Raw genomic sequence first — 23,340 nt, 5'->3', positions numbered from 1 at the left:
TTATCACGATGTGCTTTAAAGTGAGCGATACAAGAAGCTTCACTATCAAAATTTGCTGTAAAACTGAAGATATTCATATGGTGGAATTTTTAGCTAATTTATGAATAAATTTTTAATTGTGATGTATTACGGATATTCAATAGGTTTTTATAAATTTGTAGCTAATTACTATTTAAATCTGCTAATTTATTTAATAAAAGGCTTCTATAATTTTTAATATAATCTGGATATATGGCATTACGGATACGCCATGATTTATGAAACCCATTTTCATCTTGAAATTCTAAATAAAACCCTCCCCAATCATTTGTACATTCTGGACAGTCCAAATAACCAAATGGTTCGTTAAATAGATTATTAGGTAATTCACTTATCAAAACTTCATAATCTTGATGATTTATTCCTGTAACCTCTTGAAAGTTACCTTCAAAAAAATTAGTTTTGGGGAAATTATAGTCAATATCCTTACAAACCTTCCCATCACTACTTATTCTATAAATATCAGCACAGTCTCCATTACAATTTGAGTCTGCAAACCAACCAAAAATAAGCGTTCCTTTTCGCTCATTATCTTCTTCGTTGCCACATGAAATACTAAATAATATCAATAAAATTACACCAAAAGTTCTTATTAAATATTTCAAAATTATTTACTTTTAATTTTTATAAATAAAAAAAACCTGTTTCAACTATTATGAAACAGGTTTTATATTTTGAGATTCCTGTTCTCTCAGGAATTGTATTACACTAGCATAGTTACTGGATTCTCAATATATCCTTTTAATGTTTGAAGGAATTGAGCGCCTGTAGCACCATCAACTGTTCTATGATCGCATGCTAATGATAATTTCATAGTATTACCAACAACAATTTTACCATTTTTAACTACTGGTTTTTCAACAATATTTCCCACTGAAAGTATGGCTGAATTTGGTTGATTAATAATAGATGTAAAAGTATCAATACCAAACATACCAAGGTTTGATACCGTAAAGGTACTTCCTTGCATTTCATCTGGTGTTAGCTTTTTATTTCTTGCTTTTCCCGCTAAATCTTTAACGGCTGCACCAATTTGTGGTAATGTTTGTTCATTTGCAAAACGAACTACAGGTACAACTAACCCATCTGGAACAGCTACCGCAACACCAATATGCACATGATTATTTAAACGCATTTTATCTGCAAACCATTGTGAATTTACTTGTGGGTGTTCTTTTAATGCTAAAGCACAAGCCTTAACAACAATATCATTATAAGAAATCTTAGTATCTGGAATAGAGTTAAACTGTGCACGGAACGCCATAGCATTCTCCATATCAAACTCTACACTTAAGTAATAATGCGGTGCTGAAAACTTAGAATTAGTTAATGCCTTAGCAATTGCTTTACGCATTTGAGAATTATCTATATCATCAAAATCTTCTTGACCTGATGGTACAAATTTACCAACCGATGCGGCAGATGCTGCTGGTTCATAATTTTCTATATCTCTTTTTACTATACGTCCGTTTTCCCCAGAACCCTGAATCTTTGTTAAGTTTATTCCTTTTTCTTCGGCTAATTTTTTTGCTAAAGGCGAAACATAGACACGACCATTTGCTGTTACAGGTGTAGGCGTTGGCGAACTAGGTTTTGCTGATACTGCAGGAGTTGCTTTAGGCGCTTCACTTTTAGTTTCAACTTTTGGAGTTTCTTTTTTAGCTGGAGCAGAAGATGTAGAAAAACTAGAAGCCACACCTGAAACATCAGTTCCTGCAGGACCAATAATTGCTAATAATGCATCTACTTTTGCAGATTCTCCTTCTTGCAATCCTATTTCTAATAAAGTTCCTGATTGAAATGATTCAAATTCCATAGTAGCTTTATCTGTTTCAATTTCAGCTAAAATATCTCCTTCTTCAATCGTATCGCCTACTTTCTTTAACCAAGTGGCTACGGTGCCTTCTTCCATGGTATCACTTAAACGTGGCATAGTAACTACTATGACACCTTCTGGCAGATTGGAAGATGTAGAAGGTGCATCTGAAGTTTCAGAAGTTTCTTCCGAACTTGTTTCAGCAACATTTTTATCTTCTTTTACTTCCGCGGAAGCGTTACCCCCTCCATTTAAAATACCTGAAATATCTTCACCTTCATCACCAATTATAGCTAGAAGCTCGTCCACCTTGGTCGTTTCGCCTTCTTGAACCCCAATATGAAGCAAGGTTCCTTCATTGAAAGATTCAAATTCCATGGTCGCTTTATCTGTTTCAATTTCGGCTAAAATATCACCTTCTTCAATCTTATCTCCTACCTTTTTTAACCAAGCAGCAACGGTTCCTTCTTCCATTGTGTCGCTTAAACGCGGCATGTTTACAACTATTGCCATATCTTATAATTTGTGTTGAATGAATGGATAATCTTCTTGCTCGTATACCATATCGTATAATTGCTGCTTTTCTGGAAATGGAGATTCTTCAGCGAATTTCTCACATTCAGCAACACGTGCTTTTACACGCTTATCGATAACTTTAATATCGTCTTCTGTAGCATACTTTTTATCAAGAATAGCATCCTTTACTTGGGTAATAGGATCTATTTTCTTGTACTCTTCTACTTCATCTTTCGTTCTATAGTGTTGAGCATCACTCATAGAATGCCCTCTGTAACGGTATGTTTTTAACTCTAAAAATGTTGGACCACCACCTTTACGTGCTCTCTGAATAGCTTCATCAAAAGCTTCAGCGACTTTTATAGGATTCATCCCATCAACTGGACCACAAGGCATATCATAACCTAAACCTAATTTCCAAATTTCAACATGATTGGCAGTTCTTTCAACTGATGTTCCCATGGCGTATCCATTATTTTCACAAACAAAAACCACTGGTAAATTCCATAACATAGCTAGGTTAAATGTTTCATGAAGAGAACCTTGTCTAGCAGCTCCATCTCCAAAGCAACATATTGTAACGCCATCAACTCCGTGATATTTATCACCAAAAGCAATACCGGCACCTAAAGGAATCTGACCTCCAACAATACCATGCCCTCCGTAAAAACGAAATTCTTTCGAAAAAATATGCATAGAACCACCCATACCTTTAGATGTTCCTGTAACTTTTCCAAATAACTCAGCCATAACACGTTTTGGATCAACCCCCATACCAATAGGTTGAACGTGATTTCGATAGGCAGTGATCATTTTATCTTTAGTCAAATCCATTGCGTGTAAAGCTCCTGCTAAAACAGCTTCTTGACCATTGTATAAATGAAGAAATCCTCTTACTTTTTGTTGAATGTATACTGCAGCAAGTTTGTCTTCAAACTTTCTCCAAAACAACATGTCTTCATACCATTTAAGGTAAACCTCTTTTGTGATTTTTTGCATTGAATACTATTAATTTTATTAAAATACCAAGCTAATTTTTAAAATATATTTGATATAAACGAAATACAAAAGTAACACTTTGTACTGTATTGCAAAAACGCAACTTAACTAAAGTATAAAAAATATTAAAATAAGCACTCTTTTTGTATTCAATTACTTTATTACTAATTTTTTAGTAAAAAATCTAAACATCTGAAATACAAAAAAACTAGAGTACAGATTTATCAAAACTTAGAGGTAATAAGTTTGCTAGTGAATTGGATTTGGTTACTGGTCCAATTTCTCCCATAAAATAAATTTCAATAGGAGTTTCTTGCTTTATTTCATACTCAGCAATAGCTTGCCTACAAGCTCCACAAGGTGGTATAGGTTTTATCGTTTTATTTTTTTTAGACGCAGCAGTTACTGCCATACTAATTATTTTTACATTGGGAAACTGAGATCCAGCATAATATATAGCTGTGCGCTCTGCACATAACCCAGAAGGGTAAGAAGCATTTTCTTGATTGCTACCTGTTACAATTTCTCCATTTTCTAAAAGAATTGCTGTACCAACATTAAAATTAGAATAAGGCGCATAAGCTTTTTCTCTTGCTTTTACAGCTCTTTGCATAAGCGTATTTACCTTTTCAGGAAGTTCTTCTATATTTTCAAAAAGATATAATGTAGATTCTATTTTTATTTCCTTCATAATCAAATGTATTTAATAAATTTAAGAAACGTTTAGAAACAAAAAAACTATTACTAGCAAGCAATAGTTTTTTAAACATAAATTTATTTAGATTTTTCTAGTATTCATTATACTCTCCCGCTCCTATATTAAAGGTTAAAGAGAAACGAAGTGTATTCTCTAAAGGACTCTGTATCTTGGATGCAGAGAACAAATAAGATAAATCAATATTTACAACGTTAGCCTTAAAGCCGGCACCTAATGCTAAAAATTTTCTAGCGCCTTTTTCTTCACTTTCATTAAAATAACCTGCTCGAAATGCAAATGAGTCTTGATACAAATACTCTGCACTTAATGCCCAAGTAAATTCTTTTAATTCTTCACTAAAACCATCAGGAGCATCTCCGAATGACTGAAACATACCTGATAAAAATCCAACGTCTTGAGACTGACCTCCAATGATAACATCAGAGTTAACTTCAGAACCTAATTCGTCTGTATCAGTTGCATTAGTTCCATTTTCAGGATCATAAACACCATTGCCATTATTATCTGTATATTCAAATTCATCGCCTAGCGCAGGAGGTGTAGGCACTAGCAATTTTGCTATTTCCGCAGTAACGGATACTTTATTATAATCATCAAAAATAAAATCGAAACCTGCTCCTAATCTTAAATTAGTAGGTTGAAAATTCTCTTGACCGCCTTCATCATACTTAAATTTAGGACCGATGTTTTGAATGGCAAACCCTGCTCTCCAGCGTCCATTAAAATCTGAATAGGCTTCTTCTTCACTTTGGTAATATCCAGAAATATCAACACCAAATGTACTTGCTGGTGTAGCATCGCCATCAACACCATCTAGTCTTAAATCCGAACGTAAATAACGCATCGCTACAGACATGGCAAATTGGTCTGATAAACGTAAAGCATAAGAGGCGTCAATAGTTAATTCGTTTGGTCTTTGAATCAATGCTTCAGAAAACTCATCGGTAACAAACTCGATATCACCTAATGAGAAATACTTCAAACTTGCAGCAAAAGCACTTCTTTCATCTATTCTATTAAAGTAAGTGACATTTCCTAAAAATATATCATTAACAAGTTTACTTAGATAAGGTGTGTAACTTACTCCAATTCCTGATTTAGTTTCAGAAAAAACATATTTTGAAGGGTTCCATTGTTGAGAAAATGCATCAACTGATGTCGCAACACCCATATCACCTAAAGCCGCAGCTCTAGCATCTGGAGCTATTAACACAAATGGCACTCCTGTAGTTATTACTCTTGAATTATCTTGTGGTATAATAGTAGTTTGCGCATTAGCTTCAAAAATAAAGGCAAACGCTATTAATAGTAATATTTGATTCTTCATGAATTCAATTTTAGTTAGCAAATATAATTTTTATTTTAATACTTAATTTTATAATTCTTTAACAAACGAAAATCATCGATTACAGACATCTCTTTTGTTATAGTATAACTAGTTTTTCTATTTTTTCTACTGTCTTATTCAACAGGCTGGAATGTACCTTAAGCTTGTAAATATAAACGCCTTTTCCTATTTTATCTCCAAAATCATCTCGTCCATCCCAAACCATATCTCTTGACAAGGAACTTGTTGTTTTTATTCCACCTGTGGTTTGCCCATTTAAAGTTCTTACCAATTTTCCTGAAACTGTGAATATCTGTATTGAAACGTCTAAAGGCTCAGAACTATTGTGATTAAACCAAAATTCTGTGTAATTAATAAAAGGGTTTGGATAATTTAAAACATTATCAATCTTTAAACCTTGGTCCTTATCATAGACAACAAATTGTAATTCTGAGATTGACGAGTTATTATAAACATCCCAAGCCTTCAAGGTTAATGTGTGAAGACCAGGCTCTAAATCTCTGAAAGGAAAACTTAGCGTTCCTTTAGTGTAATCATCAACTTCTGTTTGATAATAATCATTCAAAATTACTGGATTTGTTTCATCACCATCTAAAATAGCAACAATATCATGACCAATTCCACTAGCTGTATTTATACCATTAACATCCTCCATTTTAGCCAATAATGTTGGAGATTCGTTTGTTATTCCGCCAGTAACAAAATTTTCATCATTCATATAAAGCGCTATAATTGGCCCTGTATTATCCTCTGGAGCATCTTCATTTAAACCTCCAATTTTAATCGTATTTATATTCGCCCCTGCTTGATCTTGTGTTAAAGATTCATTTTTAGAATAAAAACTAACTTTACCAAAACCAACAGGAATACCAATGTCTTTTGGAACTATAAAATCAAATTCAAACTGACCATTTACAACGGATGCCTGACCCCTAAATATAATTTCGCCTAACGTAGTAAAATCTAATTTTATGATTTGGCCATTTTCAGATATACGATCATTTGCTAATGTCTGTCTGTTTATAAGCTTATCATAAATAGTAGCTGATAATGTCCCTGTATAATTATTTAAAAGTTTACCAGACTCATCTGTTACTTCTCCAGACAATTTTACATAGCTTAATGCTTTTAGCGTATCTGTTGCTGTTTCAATAGGGATATCATTAATTTTCGTGAGTCTAATATTCGATTTTGGAAACGCCAATTTCATGGCTGGGTCGCCAATAAAAAAGACTAAGTTTTTTTGACTATTACCCGAAACTGAAGGGTCATTTTTTGCTAACCTTAAAGCTTCAGCCATAGTGGGGTATTCATAATCAGCATAAGTATCATTATCACTATAAGAAAACAAATATTGTCCTAAATCTTTATTAAAGGTAATTCCGAAATTCACAAAAACTTGTCGCGTCGTAGTAATTAAACCAATAGCTCCAGTTTCCTTATTCCAAAACGAAAATTCCCCAGCTGTTTCTCTTAATGGATTATCAAATCTTGTAAATTCGCAAGTTACAGTTACAAAGCAATTAAGCTTACAGAAATTACGAAGACCTAAAATATCTGGTTTTAACAAAATACGCTCTTCTGCCAGCCCATCTTCACCTCCATGTCCAAAATAGTTAACTACTAAAGCCCCCTTATCCATGGCGTTAACTATTTCATTTGTAACAATAGGATATCTGTCTCCTCCTGCTGATGATTCTTGTTGAAAAGCATCTGTATGAATTTTTGTGATATTTAAAAATGGTTTTTCTTGTGCGACTAAATCCCCTATGTCATTTGTGGTTGTTTGCAACGCTCCTCTTAACTTAACATCATTATCATCAGAAACAACTACTATATTGTTTCGCCAACTTCCAAAAGTTTCTTTTATGTAATAGGATTCAATTTTATCAACCATTTCTTTTCCTCTTTGAGGCGTGTCTGCTAAAATTCTACCTACAGCAATATCTAACTTATCACTAGAAGTCATAGTCCCTTCATTAGTATCCATCATACCATAAAAATCATCAGACACAAATGAGGTAGCCAAACTAAAACTATTATACGAATACCAAGAAGGAACAATATTTGTGTTATTCCGAATTCTATTTTTATAATCAAAAGACCCATCACCAAATAAACATAAGTATTTTAGTCTATTCTCTGGTGTGCTCGCATTGTCATAAACATATTTAACCATATTCCTAATAGCGCCTATATCTTGATTTCCTGAACTAAATTCATTATAAATCTCATCTAAACCAATAACCTTTACGTTTAAATTATACTGATTTCTATTAATCTGAGCTAGACGTTCTGCATGGTTAAACATATTATTTGGCGTTACAATAATATAATCAACGTCTTGAAAACTCCCTTGAGAATTTTGAAATATAGTGCCTTTTATATTTTGATTGCTTACAACTGTTTTGGAATCAAATTTGGGCGTAAAATAATCCGATGAAGAAACTGCCACATAGTTTTTCAAGCTCCCAAGTGAAGCCTTAAAACTTAAAGTTGAAGCTGCATCTTCATTTAAATAATTTGAAACATTGTACAAATCTGTCACATCCCAAATTTCTGATAAATTCGATGTATTTGCAATATTATATTGCCCTATACCAGAAGCAGAAGCAACAGCTTTATTTTTAAACAAAAACTGCTTATTACCAAAATTTAGTTTGCGCTTTGCTTCAATAGATATAAAATCTAAATAACCTACAATGCCAGGGTTTCCAAAATTATCAAAATCTAACCCAATGGTAATATCTGAAGAATTTACATTTACAGTACCTGCATAAGAGCTTCCGTTGGCTAATGACGGGGAGCTAACCCCTCCAATAAATATAGAGGACACCTTTGCGTCATTTATACTGACATCCATTTGGCTATCGTTTCTTGAAGCTGTTGCGACAGAAACGGTTACCCGAACAGGTTCTGAGGTTACTAAATCTGGAAATTCAAATTCAAATTCCTTAGAACTATCTATATCAAACCTATCTCCAAACCAACGCCTTCCTATGGATACCAAATTATACGTATCGACCTCGTAGTATTGATAATCGTCAAAAGTATCAATAACTACATCTACAGTTCCTGATGGCTGATTGAATTGCTGTATCCGTTTTCCGTTACCAGAACTTACGTTAATATAATAGTAGGTTTTATCAGTATAACAATTAATATGAGTTCTACTTTCAACATTATATTCTTTAGGACCTTGTGCATAAAACAATATATAATCATTATTATCAAATACCCCATCATTTTCACCAACAAATTTTACTGCATTTTCAGGAACATCATAAGGATACGCTACCGAATTTGAATAAGGAATCATACGCCCTCCATGACCAAATAATTTTATTGTTCTTGGGTCAACACTATTAACTTTAACACCTAAACGTTGTAAAAAACTTTTTGATAACTTAAAAACACCTGTAGTATCTACATAAAACCTATACCATTCTCCAGAATTTAGTACAGAATTTGTTACAACTTTTGAAGCTGCATTTCTATTAAATAATCTTGATCCGCTATCAAAACCTTTTTGATAACTTATTTGAAATGAAGTCACCTTTTTAAAACTACCATTTACATCTTTTATGATAGGAGAGAGCTGGAAAAGCACATATGTTTTAGTTCTTGCTTTAGAATTTTTTAAGCTATATGTTAATTTATTTGGAATTTTATTTAAATCTAAATCTTTTAAATCAACTTTAGATATTGACTGGTACGATACATTATTTACTGATATTGAAGATTCATTAACAAAGTCTTTTGACTCCCATTGATCTACAAATAACAAACCGCCTTCTAAATCATAATTAAAATAGGCTTTATTAAAAGAGGGTACTTCTCTAGAAAAACTATCCCCTGAAAGTGTTTGAGAATTTTCCCAAACAATATTATATCGTTTTTGTTGCGCAAACAACATAGCCGCTGAAATCATCAACAGTAAAAATAAAATCTTCTTTTTCATTGTTAGAATAACGTTATTAACGTTTTGTTATTATTTAAAAAACAACAATTTTAAAAACAGTTTCAAAAATACAATAATAAATTAGGAAAACACACGTTATTACAACACAAAACCATGGTTTAAAAGACTAAAATCATCGTTGTAATGCACAAAAATAGGACGAAATACACTATTTTTTGGTTAAAATGCAAAAAACAGCTTGCGTTATTAGGTTAAATTCTTATATTGCAGCTCCAAAATTATTATTAGCTTACCTAAAAGTATGGATATGAAAAAAGTAGTAGCATTCAAGATTTTTCTAGTTTTAGCACTAATTGTGACTTCAACTAGTTGTAAAAAATCTTCGAGTTCAAAGAATAGCTCTAGAGCTACTGGATGGAACATCAACGATAGAGATGGTGGTTTCCAGTACAATACAGATTTCGAAGAACAAGAAACTTCTCCGGGACTAGTTTTTGTAGAAGGCGGTACATTTACTAAAGGTCGTGTACAAGATGATGTGATGCATGATTGGAATAATAGTCCAAATCAACAACATGTTCAGTCCTTCTATATGGATGAAACTGAAGTTACCAATGCTATGTACATGGAGTACTTAGACTGGATAAAACGCGTTTACCCACCCTCTGATGAGAATTTAAGAGCCATCTACCATGGTGCTTTACCAGACACCTTAGTTTGGAGAAACCGTTTAGGATTTAACGAAGTTATGACAGAAAACTATTTACGTCACCCAGGTTATGGAGAATACCCTGTTGTTGGTGTAAGTTGGATTCAAGCCGTTGAATTTGCCAATTGGCGCTCAGACCGTGTTAATGAATTCAATTTAGAAAAAGCTGGATACATTAAGCGTGGTGCTAAAATTACTGACGTTGATTCAGAACAAACATTTAGCACAGATACTTATATTAATGCTCCAACGCTTACTTATGGTGGAAATGAAGAAATTATTAGTGGCGACGGTCGTTCAAAAAGAAATGTAAGAACAGATGCTGATGGTAACGAAACTGGAATTTACGCCACTCGTGAAACTGGAATTATTTCACCAAAATATAGATTACCAACTGAAACTGAATGGGAATATGCCGCTTTAGGATTAAGTGAAATTAGAAGTTACAACCTATACCGTGGTCGTAAAAAATATCCATGGGATGGACAATATACACGTTCTGGAAAACGTAAAATCCGTGGTGACCAATTAGCTAACTTCAAGCAAGGTAAAGGTGATTATGGCGGAATTGCAGGTTGGTCTGATGATGGTGCAGATATTACAAATGCTGTTAAATCTTATGACCCGAATGATTTTGGTTTATACGATATGGCTGGTAATGTTGCCGAATGGGTTGCTGATGTTTACAGACCTATTATTGATGATGAGTTTAACGATTTCAACTATTACCGTGGTAATGTTTACACTAAAAATGCATTAAATGAAGATGGTACTGTAAAAGTAGTAACATCTGATGAGATAGTTTATGATACTTTATCTAATGGAAAAATAATAGCTAGAAATTTACCTGGTGAAATTTTACAAGTACCTGTTGATGAAAATGAAACGTATTTAAGAACTAACTTTGATAAAAGTGATCAAATAAACTTTAGAGATGGTGACAAACGCTCTTCTCGTTATTTTGAAAGCTTTAATGATGACGAAGGCGTTGATGGTTCGAAAGCATCTTCAACAGGAAAGATGTACAATTCTCCTAAACATTCTATTTCTAGAGATTCTTTAGGAAATATTGTTAGAGAATACGATAAACGAAATAACAGAACGTCTTTAATCAACGATGAAGTTAGAGTTTATAAAGGGGGCTCTTGGAAAGATAGAGAGTATTGGCTAGACCCAGCTCAAAGACGTTACTTCCCGCAAGATATGGCTACAGATTACATCGGTTTTAGATGTGCCATGTCTAGGGTTGGATCAAAAAGCAAAGGAAAAAGTAAAAAGAAAAACTAAATTATAGTTTCTTAAAATATTAAAAGGTTCTAACCATTGTTAGAACCTTTTTTAATACATTTATTTTCGTAAAACAAATTTTTATTTTTTGGAAACCACCAAACTACACAAGCTATTTCTAGAATGCTCTTCTGTATCCACAGACACTAGAAAGATTAAGAAAAACGATCTATTTTTTGCTTTAAAAGGCGATCATTTTAATGGCAATATTTATGCAGAAACCGCTTTAAAAAACGGAGCAAAATATGCTATAGTTGATGAGCCAGAATTTAATATATCATCAAAAACTATTTTAGTTGATAATGTTTTAGAAACACTTCAAGAATTAGCAACATTTCATAGAAACTATTTAAAAAAACCAATTATAGCATTAACAGGTAGTAATGGAAAAACAACAACTAAAGAGCTCATAAATGCAGTTTTGTCTCAAAAATTTAACACAACAGCTACCATTGGAAATTTAAATAATCACATAGGCGTACCATTAACCTTACTATCAATGACTGAGGACACCGAAATAGGTATCCTAGAAATGGGTGCGAATCATCAAAAAGAAATTGCCTTTTTATGCAACATAGCAGAACCTGATTATGGCTATATTACCAATTTCGGAAAAGCCCATTTAGAAGGTTTTGGCGGTGTTGAAGGGGTAATAAAAGGTAAAAGTGAAATGTATGATTATTTAATATCTGAAAACAAACATATTTTTGTAAATGCAAACGACCCTATTCAGGTTGAAAAAACAAAAAACACAAACACATTTACTTTCGGGAATCAAATAGAAGATACTGATGTATCTATTAAATTTATTGAAGCCCAACCTTTTGTAAAATGCTTTTACAATGCTTTAGAAATTGAAAGTCAGCTTTTAGGCGATTATAATTTTAATAATATTGCTGCTGCAATAACTATAGGAACCTATTTTAAGGTTGACGATTCAGCAATTAAAAAAGCTATAGAAAGTTATATTCCACAAAACAATCGTTCTCAAATAATAAATAAAGACTCCAATAAAATTATTTTAGATGCTTACAATGCTAATCCAAGCAGTATGCGCGCTGCTTTATTAAATTTTGAAAAACAATCTGGATATAAAGTTGCTATTCTAGGCGATATGTTTGAACTTGGTAATGAGGCTGAACAAGAACATCAAAGTATTACTGATTTAGCCATAGCCTCAAACATAGATAGACTCATTTTTATTGGTGAGAACTTTTTTAAATCAAAAGTTACTTCTAAAAAAGTTAAACAATTTAAGTCTTTTGAGAACTTTAAAAACGAGTTTGTTTTTTCTCAAATTGAAAATTCTACATTTTTAATAAAAGGCTCTCGTGGCATGGCGTTGGAGCGGACATTAGATTTTATCTGAAATGCAAAAAAGTGCCAGTTTAAAAATTTAAACTGACACTTTTTTTAATATAATTCTCCCTAAGAACTAATTAATAGCAATATAAAGATGCACAATATATTTGATGTGTACAATACTCAAATTGAGTATTTTACGTTTTAAATAAGATTTTTATTCATTTTAAGCATCCCTATTAATTCTCCTGTAGAAGATATTTTTAGTTTTTTGAGAATATTTCTTCTATGTGTATCAACGGTATTTGGAGTAATACCAAGGTTTTTTCCAATTTCTTTACTTGAATAGTTTAAAACTAAAAGCCTAATAATATCCCGTTCCCTATTGCTAATACCGTCTGGAAGTATTTTTTGAGAAAAATTATTAAAATAAATAGTCTCATACTCATCTTTATCATTTAATAACTTGGCAGAAGCACATACCTGCATTTTAATTTCGGGAGATAATACGGTATAATGAGCCAAACCAATGATAGGTTTATTTTCACTATCAAATTCAAGCGGAGTTGTATTCTGAACTATATTTACATATTCGTCTTTTCCGTTCTTTAATCGATAATTCCATGTGTAACTCATCTTGCTCCTGTCTTCAACTCCAACCTCTTTTAAGGTGAAATTCATGAGTTCATTTAAAGCTTTTAACCACACTTCTAAATCTTCTGGGTGCATTTTACTCCATAAATGGCGCATCCCTTTAGACTTTAAATCTGCTTCATCCATGCCTAAGCAAGCTTTCAAATTTTTACTTATGTATTCAAACGATAAATCTTGTGTATTGGTTATGCAAAAAAATGTAGAATTATATGGTAAGCAAGCATCTAACTCTATTATTTTCTCAATATGTCTTTTTAGTGAAGGGTTGCCATGGGATTTAAATATTTCTTTGTAGGCTTCTTTGATATGACCACTATTCATAGATGTAAGATTTCTTCTAAAAATAGTAAAAAATTCGAAAAAATTTTGATTAATGGTGTAAAAAAAACCTGAGAAAAAGCTTTTAGCTTTGAAGATACCACTCTAACCTAGTCTGGATATCTTCCATAGAACCAACATAACATTTGTATAAAGATGTTGAATAAACATGTAAACGTCTTATCACATAGTTGAAAAACTCTTAAATAAAAAAACCCCAAAGCTTTTGCTTTAGGATTTTTTCTGTGGGCGCAGAGGGATTCGAACCCCCGACCCCTTGGGTGTAAACCAAGTGCTCTGAACCAACTGAGCTATGCGCCCTCTAAATTGGATTGCAAATATAACCTAGTTTTTAATTCTGCAAAAACTTTTTCAATAAAAATTTAAATTATTTCTGCAACAACAAATGTACTTCCTCCAATGAAAATAAAATCCTCTTTTTTAGCAGTATTCAAAGCTGTTTTATAGGCTTCATTTACAGAATTATACGCTTCACCTTTTAAACTATGTACATTAAAAACCTTCTTTAATTCATCAGCATCTAAACCTCTAGATACATTGGGTTTACAGAAATAATAAGTTGCTTTCTTTGGTAACAAGTCTACAATCGAATTTAAATCTTTATCATTTACTACTCCAAAAACGATGTGTAATGATTCAAAAATTTCATTTGAAAGTTGCTGCATCACATAAATTAAGCCTTCTCGATTGTGCCCTGTATCACAAACCACCTTAGGATGTTGATTTAAAACTTGCCAACGCCCTAATAAACCTGTATTTTTCACAACCTTTAACAGACCTTTTTTTAGGTTTTTTTCTGACATATTAAACCCTTTCTTTTGAAGTTCCATTATCGTTTGAACTACCGTTTTTATATTTTTAGATTGATAACTTCCTTTTAAATCAGAAACATACATTTCTTTAACCAACTTATCTGCAAAAACTATTTCAGAATGATTTTTTTTAGCTAAATTTTTAAAAACAGTAGTCGTTTCTTTTTGAGTTTCACCTATAACTACAGGAATATTTGGCTTAATAATACCTGCTTTCTCTCCAGCTATTAACTCTAAAGTATCTCCTAAAAACTGTGTGTGATCTAATCCGATATTAGTAATAACAGAAACTACGGGGGTAATAATATTTGTAGAATCTAAACGTCCGCCTAATCCAACTTCTATAACAGCAATATCAACATTTTGCTTTGCGAAGTAATCGAAAGCCATTCCAACGGTCATCTCAAAAAACGATAAGTTATTAGCTTCAAAAAAGGCTTTATTCCGTTTTATGAAACCCATTACAAATTGTTTACTTACCACTTCTCCGTTGATTTTAATACGCTCTCTAAAGTCTTTTAAATGGGGCGATGTATATAACCCCACTTTAAAACCGGCTTCCTGTAAAACAGAAGCCAACATATGGCTAGTAGAACCTTTGCCATTGGTTCCGGCTACATGAACAGATTTAAACTTTTTTTCTGGATTATTTAAGTGAGCTGCAAGATTTAAGGTATTGGATAAATCTTTTTTAAAGGCTGTTTTACCCTGTTTTTGATACATTGGGAGTTGAGAGAACATCCAATAAAGCGTATCTTGATAGGTCATTTACTATTGACTTAAATTAAAATTAACACTTACAAATCCTATTTGACGCGTTGGCGCCTTGGAATCTGATGGCCATTTATGAGACATGGCTATTTTTTTGGCTGGCTCTAACAAACATTGTGCAGTATTGGTGGTTCCTTTTTGACCTGGCTCTGCTGAGATTACGTTTCCATTTTGGTTTACAATAATCTTTACAATCACCATTCCAGATTCGTTACAGTCTTGTTTTAATCTTTTAAAAGAAGCGCTCCCTCTTCCATTCAAACCATAACCAACACCTCCACTTCCTGTGCCTTGACCTCCAAAGTAACTTGGCGCGTATGGATTCCCATCTAATTGTCCTTTATCTCCTGATTTATTATCATTGCCTTCACTTCCAGTTTCAGAACCTTCAGATTTACTAACACCACCAATTAAAGCATCCAACTTTTTCTTTTTTTCTTCTTGCTCTCGTTTTTCTTTAGCAATTCTATCTGCCTCAGCTTTAGCTTTAGCATCTGCGATGGCTTTTGCTTTGGCTTCAGCTTGTTTTTGCTTTTTTATGGCTATCTCTTCCGTATTTTCTTGAGTCAAAACTTCTTCTTTAACTTCCGAGGTTTTTGTAGGTTCTGGTTCTGATTTTGAAACATCAGGTTGTGGTGGTTCTTCTATTTCGCGAGGCTCAGACTTTACAGGTTTTAAGGGCTGAACTTTTCCTTTACCAAAATCTGAATTCCCAAAATTTACCGCAACACCATATTCTTCTGGCGGATCCATATAGGTTGTACCAACTACAAAAAGTAACAGCAATAATATAACGGTTATTAAAGCTGTTAATTTTGCTGAATTTTTTTCGTGTTTGGTTTTAAAATACTTCATGTTTCTATTTTGGCTTCACTGCTAAAATGACCTTGAACTTATTTCTGTTAGCGATATCCATCACTTTAACAACATTTTTTACTGGCACAGACTCCTCTGCTCTAAGAACAATGGTTGGCTTATCTTGAGATGATAAGGCTGCTAGCAACTCATTTTCTAAAACACTTTCTCCAACGCGTTTTTGATCTATGTAATAGGTTAAATCTTTTTTGATACTAACTGCTATAGATTTTTTATTCTCTGTTTTACCACTAGCTTTTGGTAATAAAATATCAATAGCATTAGTAGTTACTAAAGTAGAAGCAATCATAAAAAAGATAAGTAATAAGAACACAATATCTGTCATTGACGACATATTGAATTCTGGTGTAACCTTATTTCTTCCTCTAAAGTTCATACTATGTAGGTTCGTTTAAGTGGTCTAAAAATTCTAATGAATTGGCTTCCATTTGATACACTACTTTATCAGTTTTTACTACCAGGTGATTGTAAGCCATATAAGCCACAATACCAACAATTAAACCAGCAACGGTTGTTGTCATGGCCGTGTACAAACCACTTGCTAAAACATCCATTTGAATGGTGCCTCCTGCATTAGCTAATTCGAATATAGCTAGTATCATACCAATTACCGTACCAAGGAAACCAATCATGGGTGCTGCACCAGAAATGGTTGCCAGAATACTTACGTTTTTTTCTAATCCGTAAATCTCTAAACGTCCTGCATTTTCAATAGCTGTGTTGATATCAGCTAATGGCTTCCCTATTCTAGAAATACCTTTGCCTATTAATCTTGATACTGGTGTGTTTTGTTGAGCACATAATATTTGAGCAGAATCAATTTTTCCATTACTAACATGATCTTTTATTTGATTCATGAAATTGGCATCTACTTGTGACGCGGCTTTGATAGCAAAAATGCGTTCAAAATAAATATAAATAGCACCTACAAGTAATAAAAAGAGTACTGCTATTATAAGTTGCCCTGCTAGACCTCCGCTACTTATTAATTCTATAATGGATAGTGTTTTTTCAATAGATTCAACATCCGTGAGCACTTCTGTAGCTTCTTGTGTATTTTGTATTAATGTACTTAGCATATAATAATAATTTATTGCAAATGTATAACGTTTTGTTTTTTATTAAAGTATAATATGATTGTATATACGTTGATTGTTAACGGTTAGATTAATAACAGTACTGCATTTGCGTTAGGGATAGCAGCGGCATCCTTTTTGAAAACTGAGTGTCATAAAGTTTGATAAGAACTAAACGATTAACAGATTGCTACAGTCGTCCCTACTTAGCAATGACGTTTTTTAAAAAGATAAAGCGGATAGCCCGACCCTTGGGTAACGCCCAAATAGCTTTTATTTAAATTCTAAAATAATGTTCTAGTAAACATAAATGCTACGGCACCTACTAAGAAACCGACTAATGCTAACCAAGCAATTTTTTTTAAATACCAGAAAAAGTCTATTTTTTCCATACCCATGGCTACAACTCCAGCAGCAGACCCTATGATTAACATACTACCGCCTGTTCCCGCAGAATAGGCAATAAAGTGCCATAATTCGTTATCAATAGGTTCATGAAACATTCCTAAACTAGCAGCTACTAAAGGCACATTGTCTATAACTGCAGAACCTACACCTAATAATAAGACCACTAGATCCGAAACTCCTGTATGACCTTCTTGATGCAACTCTGTTCCTAGCATAGGCATAGAATCTTGAAGTGACCCTGCAAAATTAAATAGAATACCTAAAGACTCTAAGGCAGCAACTGCCATTAAAATACCTAAAAAGAATAATATACTTGGTAGTTCTATTTTAGATAACGAATAATGCACAGGACTATGACTTGCATGTGCATCACTCTCTTCTGCATGAAATTCGGTTAGACTAAACTTAGAACTACTATAAATTTCGGCAAAAGTAGCCACAACTCCTAAAGAAAGCATCATACCAACATAAGGCGGTAAATGGGTTACCACTTTAAATATAGGAACAAATATAATAGCTCCTAAACCTAAGTATAACATGGTACCACTAAATCTTGATTTCTTTTTGTCTTCAACGGCTTCAATATCTAAATCTCCTTGAAATGCAGGTAAAAATGACGCAATAAGTGTTGGCACTGCCATACATAAAAAAGAGGGTAACAATAAATACCCAATTAAATGTCCTGTAGTTACTTTTTTACCAATCCAAAGCATGGTTGTAGTCACATCTCCAATTGGAGACCACGCACCACCGGCGTTAGCAGCGATTATTATTAAACCAGCATACCAAATACGAACGTTTCTATCTTTTACTATTTTCTGTAGAATAGAAATTAAAACTATAGTCGCAGTTAGGTTATCAATTATCGCTGATAAAATGAAAGCTAATATGGCAAAAATCCATAGTATTTTACTTTTCTTCTTAGTTTTAATAAAGTCTTTTATAGTTGAAAAACCATCAAAATAATCAATGATTTCAACAATAGTCATAGCACCTAAAAGAAAGACTAAAATCTCAGAAGTTTTACCTAAGTGATGTAATAAGGTTTCTTCCATGAGGTGCATTCGTCCATGTTCTATAACTTCTCCTGCCGCATTTAGTTTATCCTCTAAACCTAAAGTTGCATACCCTTCTACCAAACCATGTTTTGCGGAATCAAACCACTCCGGGAAGCTATCAAGTCCTAAAGCAATTAATGCCCAACATATGGCCATCATGACTAATGCCGGAATCAATTTATCTATTTTAATACTATGTTCTAAGGTTATGGCCAAATAGCCCATAATAAATACCAAGATAATTGTTGCTTCCATATATTTCTTTAGTTAAATAAGTTGTTTCAGTGCAATTTCGAATGCGGTAGCACTAATTCCCGTTTTTGATTTATTATTGTTATAAACTTTTTCTATGGCTTCTCTAATTCTATTGGATGTATCGTTAAAAATGGCTTCATCAGTCATTTGTACTTTGCGTTCCATAAAATATGCAAAAACACGAGCCATCCCACAGTTTGAAATGAAATCTGGTATTAGGCTCACTCTATAATCAGTATGTTCCATAATGGGTCCAAAGAAAATTTCTTTATCTGCAAATGGCACATTAGCGCCACAAGATATAACTTCTAATCCACTATCTATCATTTCATCTATTTGATGAATGGTAATCAATCTTGATGCAGCACAAGGCGCGAAAATCTCAGTCTTTAGTGCCCATATTTTTTTATTTATTTCTTCAAATGGTATGAGATTACCTGCTACTAAAGTATTTCCGGTTTTTGCAAGAAACAATTCTGTTATCTCTTCTAAAGTAAAACCATCTTCATTTATCAAACCACCTACAATATCAATAATACCAACTATTTTTACTCCCATTTGAGACAAATAAAATGCCGCCGCAGCACCAACATTTCCAAAACCCTGAACAACAGCTCGCTTTCCTTTTACAGAACCACCATAAATATGATAGTATTGTTTTACAGCTTCGGCAACTCCAAAACCTGTAATCATATCTGCAACTGTATATTTTCTTGCTACACTTGGCGAATAATCTGGATTTTCAATCACTTTAATAACACCCTGGCGTAATTGCCCTATTCTATTAATTTTATCGGCTTCCGTGGGTTTAAAATGTCCGTTAAAAACACCTTCTTGCGGATGCCAAACCCCACTTTGTTCGGTAATAGGAATCACTTCATGAGTTTCATCTACATTCATATCACCACCAGTACCATAATAACTTTTAAGCAATGGCGAAACAGCCGCATACCAGCGTTCTAAAACGCCTCTTTTCCTTGGGTCTTTGGGATCGAAATTAATTCCAGATTTAGCGCCACCAATAGCAGGACCAGAAACCGTAAATTTGATTTCCATCGTTTTTGCTAAAGATAAAACTTCATTCATATCAAGTCCTTTGCGCATTCTTGTTCCTCCGCCAGCAGCTCCGCCACGAAGTGAATTAATAACCACCCAACCTTCTGCTTCTGTTTCTGAGTCTTTCCAGTTAAAAACTATTTCTGGTGATTTGTTTTCAAATTTATTTAATAATTTTTTCATTTCTATTTCTTCAATTGATTCATATATAGCTAACTCATAGTTTGTTTTGAACTAAAATTAACAATAGCTATAACTGAGTCATAAGAAATAATAATTTGAATTATTTATGTAACAAATATAAAAAACTAAAAACCCAATAAGATTAATTTTTTGTGATTTTTAAGGAAGAAATATTTTACCAGAACTATGATCTTTTGAAGCGCCAGTAACACTTTTTAAACAATTTACTTCATGGCGTAATTTTAGCACCCCTAAAAACCCAAAAATAAGTGCTTCTTTAAACTCAACAACTTCATGGTTAGGAACTATTATTTTTTGATTTGAATATGCTTGAATCCTATTTATTAAGTAGGTATGATAAACCCCTCCTCCAGTGATAAAAACAGTCGCACTCTTTTTTTTATTTATTTCTGAAACTATTTGAATAGCTATATGTTCAACAAATGTTTTAAGAATATCTTGTACTTCTAAATTAAAAGTATCAATAATTGGGAAAACAGTATTATTTACCCACTCTAACCCCAAAGATTTAGGATGCTTCTGTGTATAGAAATCTAAGGCGTTTAATTGATTTAATAATTCTGTATTTATAATTCCTTTTGATGCTATTTTACCTTTATGATCATAATTAAAACCTAATGTATTGACATAGCGATTTAGCACAATATTCACAGGGCAAACATCATAAGCAATTCTATCCCCTTTTACATCCATAGAAATGTTTGCAAATCCGCCTAAATTCAAACAAAAATCGAATTCAGAAAACAACAAACTATCTCCAATTGGCACTAATGGAGCACCTTGACCGCCAAGATCAACATCTTGCACTCTAAAATCACAAACTACTGTTTCCTTTAGGAGTTTGGCTAAAAAAGGCTTATTACCAATTTGGTAGGTTAATTTATTTTCTGGTTGATGTAATGCCGTATGTCCATGAGAACAAATAGCATCAATTTTTTTAATATCGTATTTGTTTATAAAAGCCTTAATTACTTTGGAAAGATATTCAGTGTAATTGGTATCAATTACTTTTAAATCTTTAATAGATGTACTCACTAAATTTTCAAGTGTATTATGCCACTTATCACTGTATCCAATAGTTTCAGCATTTATAATTTCAAAACTCCAATGTGTATTTAAATTAAAGTTTGCATACACCAAGTCTATTCCGTCTAAAGAAGTACCAGACATGATGCCAATAACGTTAAATTCGTTTTTAATCATAGAAAGTAAAAGTAATCATCTTGATTAAATATAGAAAAGAATCCACAAGTGAAATCGACGTATTTTTTTTAGGAATTCACAATTAAAAGCTATATTTGTAAACATTTTTTACCAAAACAAGATTTTAATTACGAATTATGAATTTTAGCCTTTCAGAAGAACATATCATGATACGCGATGCAGCTCGTGATTTTGCCAGAACAGAATTACTTCCTGGTGTTATTGAACGCGATAACAAACAGGAATTCCCTCAAGAGCTTGTTAAAAAAATGGGCGAATTAGGTTTTATGGGTATTATGGTTGACCCAAAGTATGGTGGGAGCGGAATGGATGCGATTTCCTATGTGCTCATTATGGAAGAATTATCAAAAATTGATGCTTCAGCTTCAGTTATTGTTTCCGTAAACAACTCTCTAGTATGCTATGGTTTACAAACTTATGGCACCGAAGAGCAAAAGGAAAAATATTTAACAAAATTAGCAACAGGCGAATTTGTAGGCGCGTTTTGTTTAAGTGAACCTGAAGCCGGAAGTGACGCCACGTCGCAAAGAACCACAGCGATTGACAAAGGCGACCATTACCTTATAAATGGGACCAAAAACTGGATTACAAATGGTGGACGATCAGATGTTTATATTGTGATTGCCCAAACTGATAGAGATAAAGGTTCGCACGGTATCAATGCATTTATAGTCGAAAAAGGTATGAAAGGTTTTGATATAGGTCCAAAAGAAGATAAGCTTGGAATCCGTGGAAGCGATACCCATACACTACAATTTAACGATGTAAAAGTCCCTAAAGAAAACAGAATTGGGGTTAATGGTTCTGGATTTCGATTTGCTATGAAAACACTTTCAGGTGGTCGCATTGGTATTGCGGCTCAAGCCTTAGGTATTGCCTCTGGTGCTTTTGAATTAGCCTTAAAATATTCCAAAGAACGTAAAGCTTTTGGAACCGAAATTTGCAACCACCAAGCCATTGCTTTCAAATTGGCAGATATGGCAACGGATATTGAAGCAGCAAGACATTTGGTTATGAAAGCAGCCTGGGAAAAAGACAATGGGAAAAATTACGATTACTCCAGCGCCATGGCAAAACTTTACGCCTCAAAAGTTGCTATGGAACACACCGTAGAAGCCGTACAAATACATGGTGGCAATGGGTTTGTAAAAGAATACCATGTAGAGCGCCTCATGCGAGATGCAAAAATTACACAGATTTACGAAGGCACATCCGAAATTCAAAAAATAGTCATTTCAAGAAGTCTTATAAAGCAGTAAAAATGGTTTTTCTCCATAAACTGTTAATCTACTTTCAAAAAATCGCCACTTAATATTTTAAAGATATTATTTGGCGATTTTTGTTAAGTTGCGTAAAATCTTCCGACTTAATAAATTAGATTTCTATCTTTAGACAAAAATATTTTTATGCAAAAAACATATTACGACCCAGCAGATTTAAGAAAATTTGGAAAAATCACCGAGTGGAGCGAAGAATTAGGTAACAAATTTTTTGAATATTATGGAAAAGTTTTTGAAGAAGGTGCCCTTACCGCACGAGAAAAATCCTTAATTGCATTAGCCGTTGCTCACACCGAGCAATGTCCGTATTGCATTGATGCTTATACAAAAGACGGTCTGCAACGTGGCGTTACTAAAGAAGAAATGATGGAAGCTATACACGTTGGTGCGGCCATAAAAAGCGGCGCAACATTGGTGCATGGTGTGCAAATGATGAACAAAGTAAATAAGTTAGACGGGTAGTATTTGGGCGTTACCACAAGGGTCGGGCTTTACGTTACAAGTCCTCGCTCATACTTCGCTGTGGGCTTTCCACTGCAATCCCTAACCTTTAGTTTGTAATTGAAATAAATTTTTAAATTTATTCAAAAGAAAACAGAGGTGAACTATATCCCTAACTAGGTTAGCCCTATCGTGCGTATCAGTCCTCTGCTTTCTGTTTGAATAACCGT

18 protein-coding genes and 1 tRNA gene are annotated in these 23,340 nt (G+C 33.3%); 4 read left to right on the top strand and 15 right to left on the bottom strand.

Features of this window, described 5'->3' with window-relative positions:
- Positions 1-161: 161 nt before the first annotated feature.
- From P8K68_RS14860 to porU, 6 genes are all read right to left on the bottom strand, one after another.
- Positions 162-644, bottom strand: coding sequence for a hypothetical protein (locus P8K68_RS14860; RefSeq protein WP_300252702.1), 483 nt, complete (start codon positions 642-644; stop codon positions 162-164).
- Positions 645-742: 98 nt separating this feature from the next.
- Positions 743-2,368 (bottom strand): pyruvate dehydrogenase complex dihydrolipoamide acetyltransferase, encoded by a 1,626-nt coding sequence (locus P8K68_RS14855; protein WP_300252700.1) that lies wholly within the window; start codon positions 2,366-2,368, stop codon positions 743-745.
- A gap of 3 nt (positions 2,369-2,371) precedes the next feature.
- A complete protein-coding gene (pdhA, locus tag P8K68_RS14850) occupies positions 2,372-3,370 on the bottom strand; it encodes a pyruvate dehydrogenase (acetyl-transferring) E1 component subunit alpha (protein ID WP_300252699.1) in 999 nt (332 codons plus the stop codon).
- Positions 3,371-3,578: 208 nt separating this feature from the next.
- A complete protein-coding gene (cdd, locus tag P8K68_RS14845; RefSeq protein ID WP_300252696.1) occupies positions 3,579-4,061 on the bottom strand; it encodes a cytidine deaminase in 483 nt (160 codons plus the stop codon).
- Between the two features lie 97 nt (positions 4,062-4,158).
- Positions 4,159-5,415: a type IX secretion system outer membrane channel protein PorV gene (gene porV, locus P8K68_RS14840; protein ID WP_300252693.1), complete on the bottom strand. Its 1,257-nt coding sequence runs from the start codon at positions 5,413-5,415 to the stop codon at positions 4,159-4,161.
- Positions 5,416-5,512: 97 nt separating this feature from the next.
- Positions 5,513-9,397: a type IX secretion system sortase PorU gene (porU, locus tag P8K68_RS14835; protein WP_300252690.1), complete on the bottom strand. Its 3,885-nt coding sequence runs from the start codon at positions 9,395-9,397 to the stop codon at positions 5,513-5,515.
- A 262-nt stretch (positions 9,398-9,659) separates the two neighbouring features.
- Here porU and gldJ point away from each other — a divergent pair, with 262 nt between their 5' ends.
- Positions 9,660-11,354, top strand: a complete 1,695-nt coding sequence (gldJ, locus tag P8K68_RS14830; RefSeq protein ID WP_300252688.1) for a gliding motility lipoprotein GldJ — start codon at positions 9,660-9,662, stop codon at positions 11,352-11,354.
- Positions 11,355-11,442: 88 nt separating this feature from the next.
- Positions 11,443-12,723 carry a UDP-N-acetylmuramoyl-tripeptide--D-alanyl-D-alanine ligase gene (gene murF, locus P8K68_RS14825; RefSeq protein ID WP_300252687.1) on the top strand — a complete coding sequence of 427 codons (1,281 nt, stop codon included), beginning with the start codon at positions 11,443-11,445 and terminating at the stop codon, positions 12,721-12,723.
- Positions 12,724-12,860: 137 nt separating this feature from the next.
- On the opposite strand, the gene P8K68_RS14820 is transcribed toward murF, so the two are convergent.
- The 9 genes from P8K68_RS14820 to P8K68_RS14780 all read right to left on the bottom strand — a co-directional run bounded on the left by P8K68_RS14820 (position 12,861) and on the right by P8K68_RS14780 (position 21,368).
- Positions 12,861-13,631, bottom strand: coding sequence for a LuxR C-terminal-related transcriptional regulator (locus P8K68_RS14820; RefSeq protein WP_300252685.1), 771 nt, complete (start codon positions 13,629-13,631; stop codon positions 12,861-12,863).
- Positions 13,632-13,874: 243 nt separating this feature from the next.
- Positions 13,875-13,949, bottom strand: a tRNA-Val gene (locus P8K68_RS14815).
- A 62-nt stretch (positions 13,950-14,011) separates the two neighbouring features.
- The gene (locus P8K68_RS14810; protein WP_300252683.1) at positions 14,012-15,229 is read right to left on the bottom strand and encodes a folylpolyglutamate synthase/dihydrofolate synthase family protein; all 1,218 of its coding nucleotides are present in this window, start codon (positions 15,227-15,229) and stop codon (positions 14,012-14,014) included.
- A gap of 3 nt (positions 15,230-15,232) precedes the next feature.
- Complete coding sequence (locus P8K68_RS14805) at positions 15,233-16,087, bottom strand: energy transducer TonB (protein ID WP_300252681.1); 855 nt, start codon at positions 16,085-16,087, stop codon at positions 15,233-15,235.
- A 4-nt stretch (positions 16,088-16,091) separates the two neighbouring features.
- A complete protein-coding gene (locus P8K68_RS14800) occupies positions 16,092-16,484 on the bottom strand; it encodes a biopolymer transporter ExbD (RefSeq protein ID WP_300252678.1) in 393 nt (130 codons plus the stop codon).
- A gap of 1 nt (position 16,485) precedes the next feature.
- Positions 16,486-17,187, bottom strand: a complete 702-nt coding sequence (locus P8K68_RS14795; RefSeq protein ID WP_300252675.1) for a MotA/TolQ/ExbB proton channel family protein — start codon at positions 17,185-17,187, stop codon at positions 16,486-16,488.
- A gap of 281 nt (positions 17,188-17,468) precedes the next feature.
- Positions 17,469-18,905, bottom strand: a complete 1,437-nt coding sequence (gene nhaD / locus P8K68_RS14790; RefSeq protein ID WP_300252673.1) for a sodium:proton antiporter NhaD — start codon at positions 18,903-18,905, stop codon at positions 17,469-17,471.
- A 12-nt stretch (positions 18,906-18,917) separates the two neighbouring features.
- Positions 18,918-20,144, bottom strand: coding sequence for a Glu/Leu/Phe/Val dehydrogenase dimerization domain-containing protein (locus tag P8K68_RS14785; RefSeq protein ID WP_300252670.1), 1,227 nt, complete (start codon positions 20,142-20,144; stop codon positions 18,918-18,920).
- Positions 20,145-20,303: 159 nt separating this feature from the next.
- Positions 20,304-21,368: an anhydro-N-acetylmuramic acid kinase gene (locus P8K68_RS14780; RefSeq protein WP_300252667.1), complete on the bottom strand. Its 1,065-nt coding sequence runs from the start codon at positions 21,366-21,368 to the stop codon at positions 20,304-20,306.
- 137 nt (positions 21,369-21,505) lie between these two features.
- On the opposite strand from P8K68_RS14780, the gene P8K68_RS14775 reads away from it, so the two are divergent.
- The gene (locus P8K68_RS14775; RefSeq protein ID WP_300252664.1) at positions 21,506-22,648 is read left to right on the top strand and encodes an acyl-CoA dehydrogenase; all 1,143 of its coding nucleotides are present in this window, start codon (positions 21,506-21,508) and stop codon (positions 22,646-22,648) included.
- A 147-nt stretch (positions 22,649-22,795) separates the two neighbouring features.
- Entirely contained in the window at positions 22,796-23,131 is a 336-nt protein-coding gene (locus P8K68_RS14770) for an arsenosugar biosynthesis-associated peroxidase-like protein (RefSeq protein WP_044637200.1), read from the top strand.
- Positions 23,132-23,340: the final 209 nt, after the last annotated feature.

Source organism: Algibacter sp., assembly GCF_029245835.1.
In the GTDB taxonomy this organism is placed as follows: Bacteria; Bacteroidota; Bacteroidia; order Flavobacteriales; family Flavobacteriaceae; genus Algibacter_B.
Note: the sequence above shows the minus strand (reverse complement) of the source record. Positions and strands in the feature narration are given on the sequence as shown.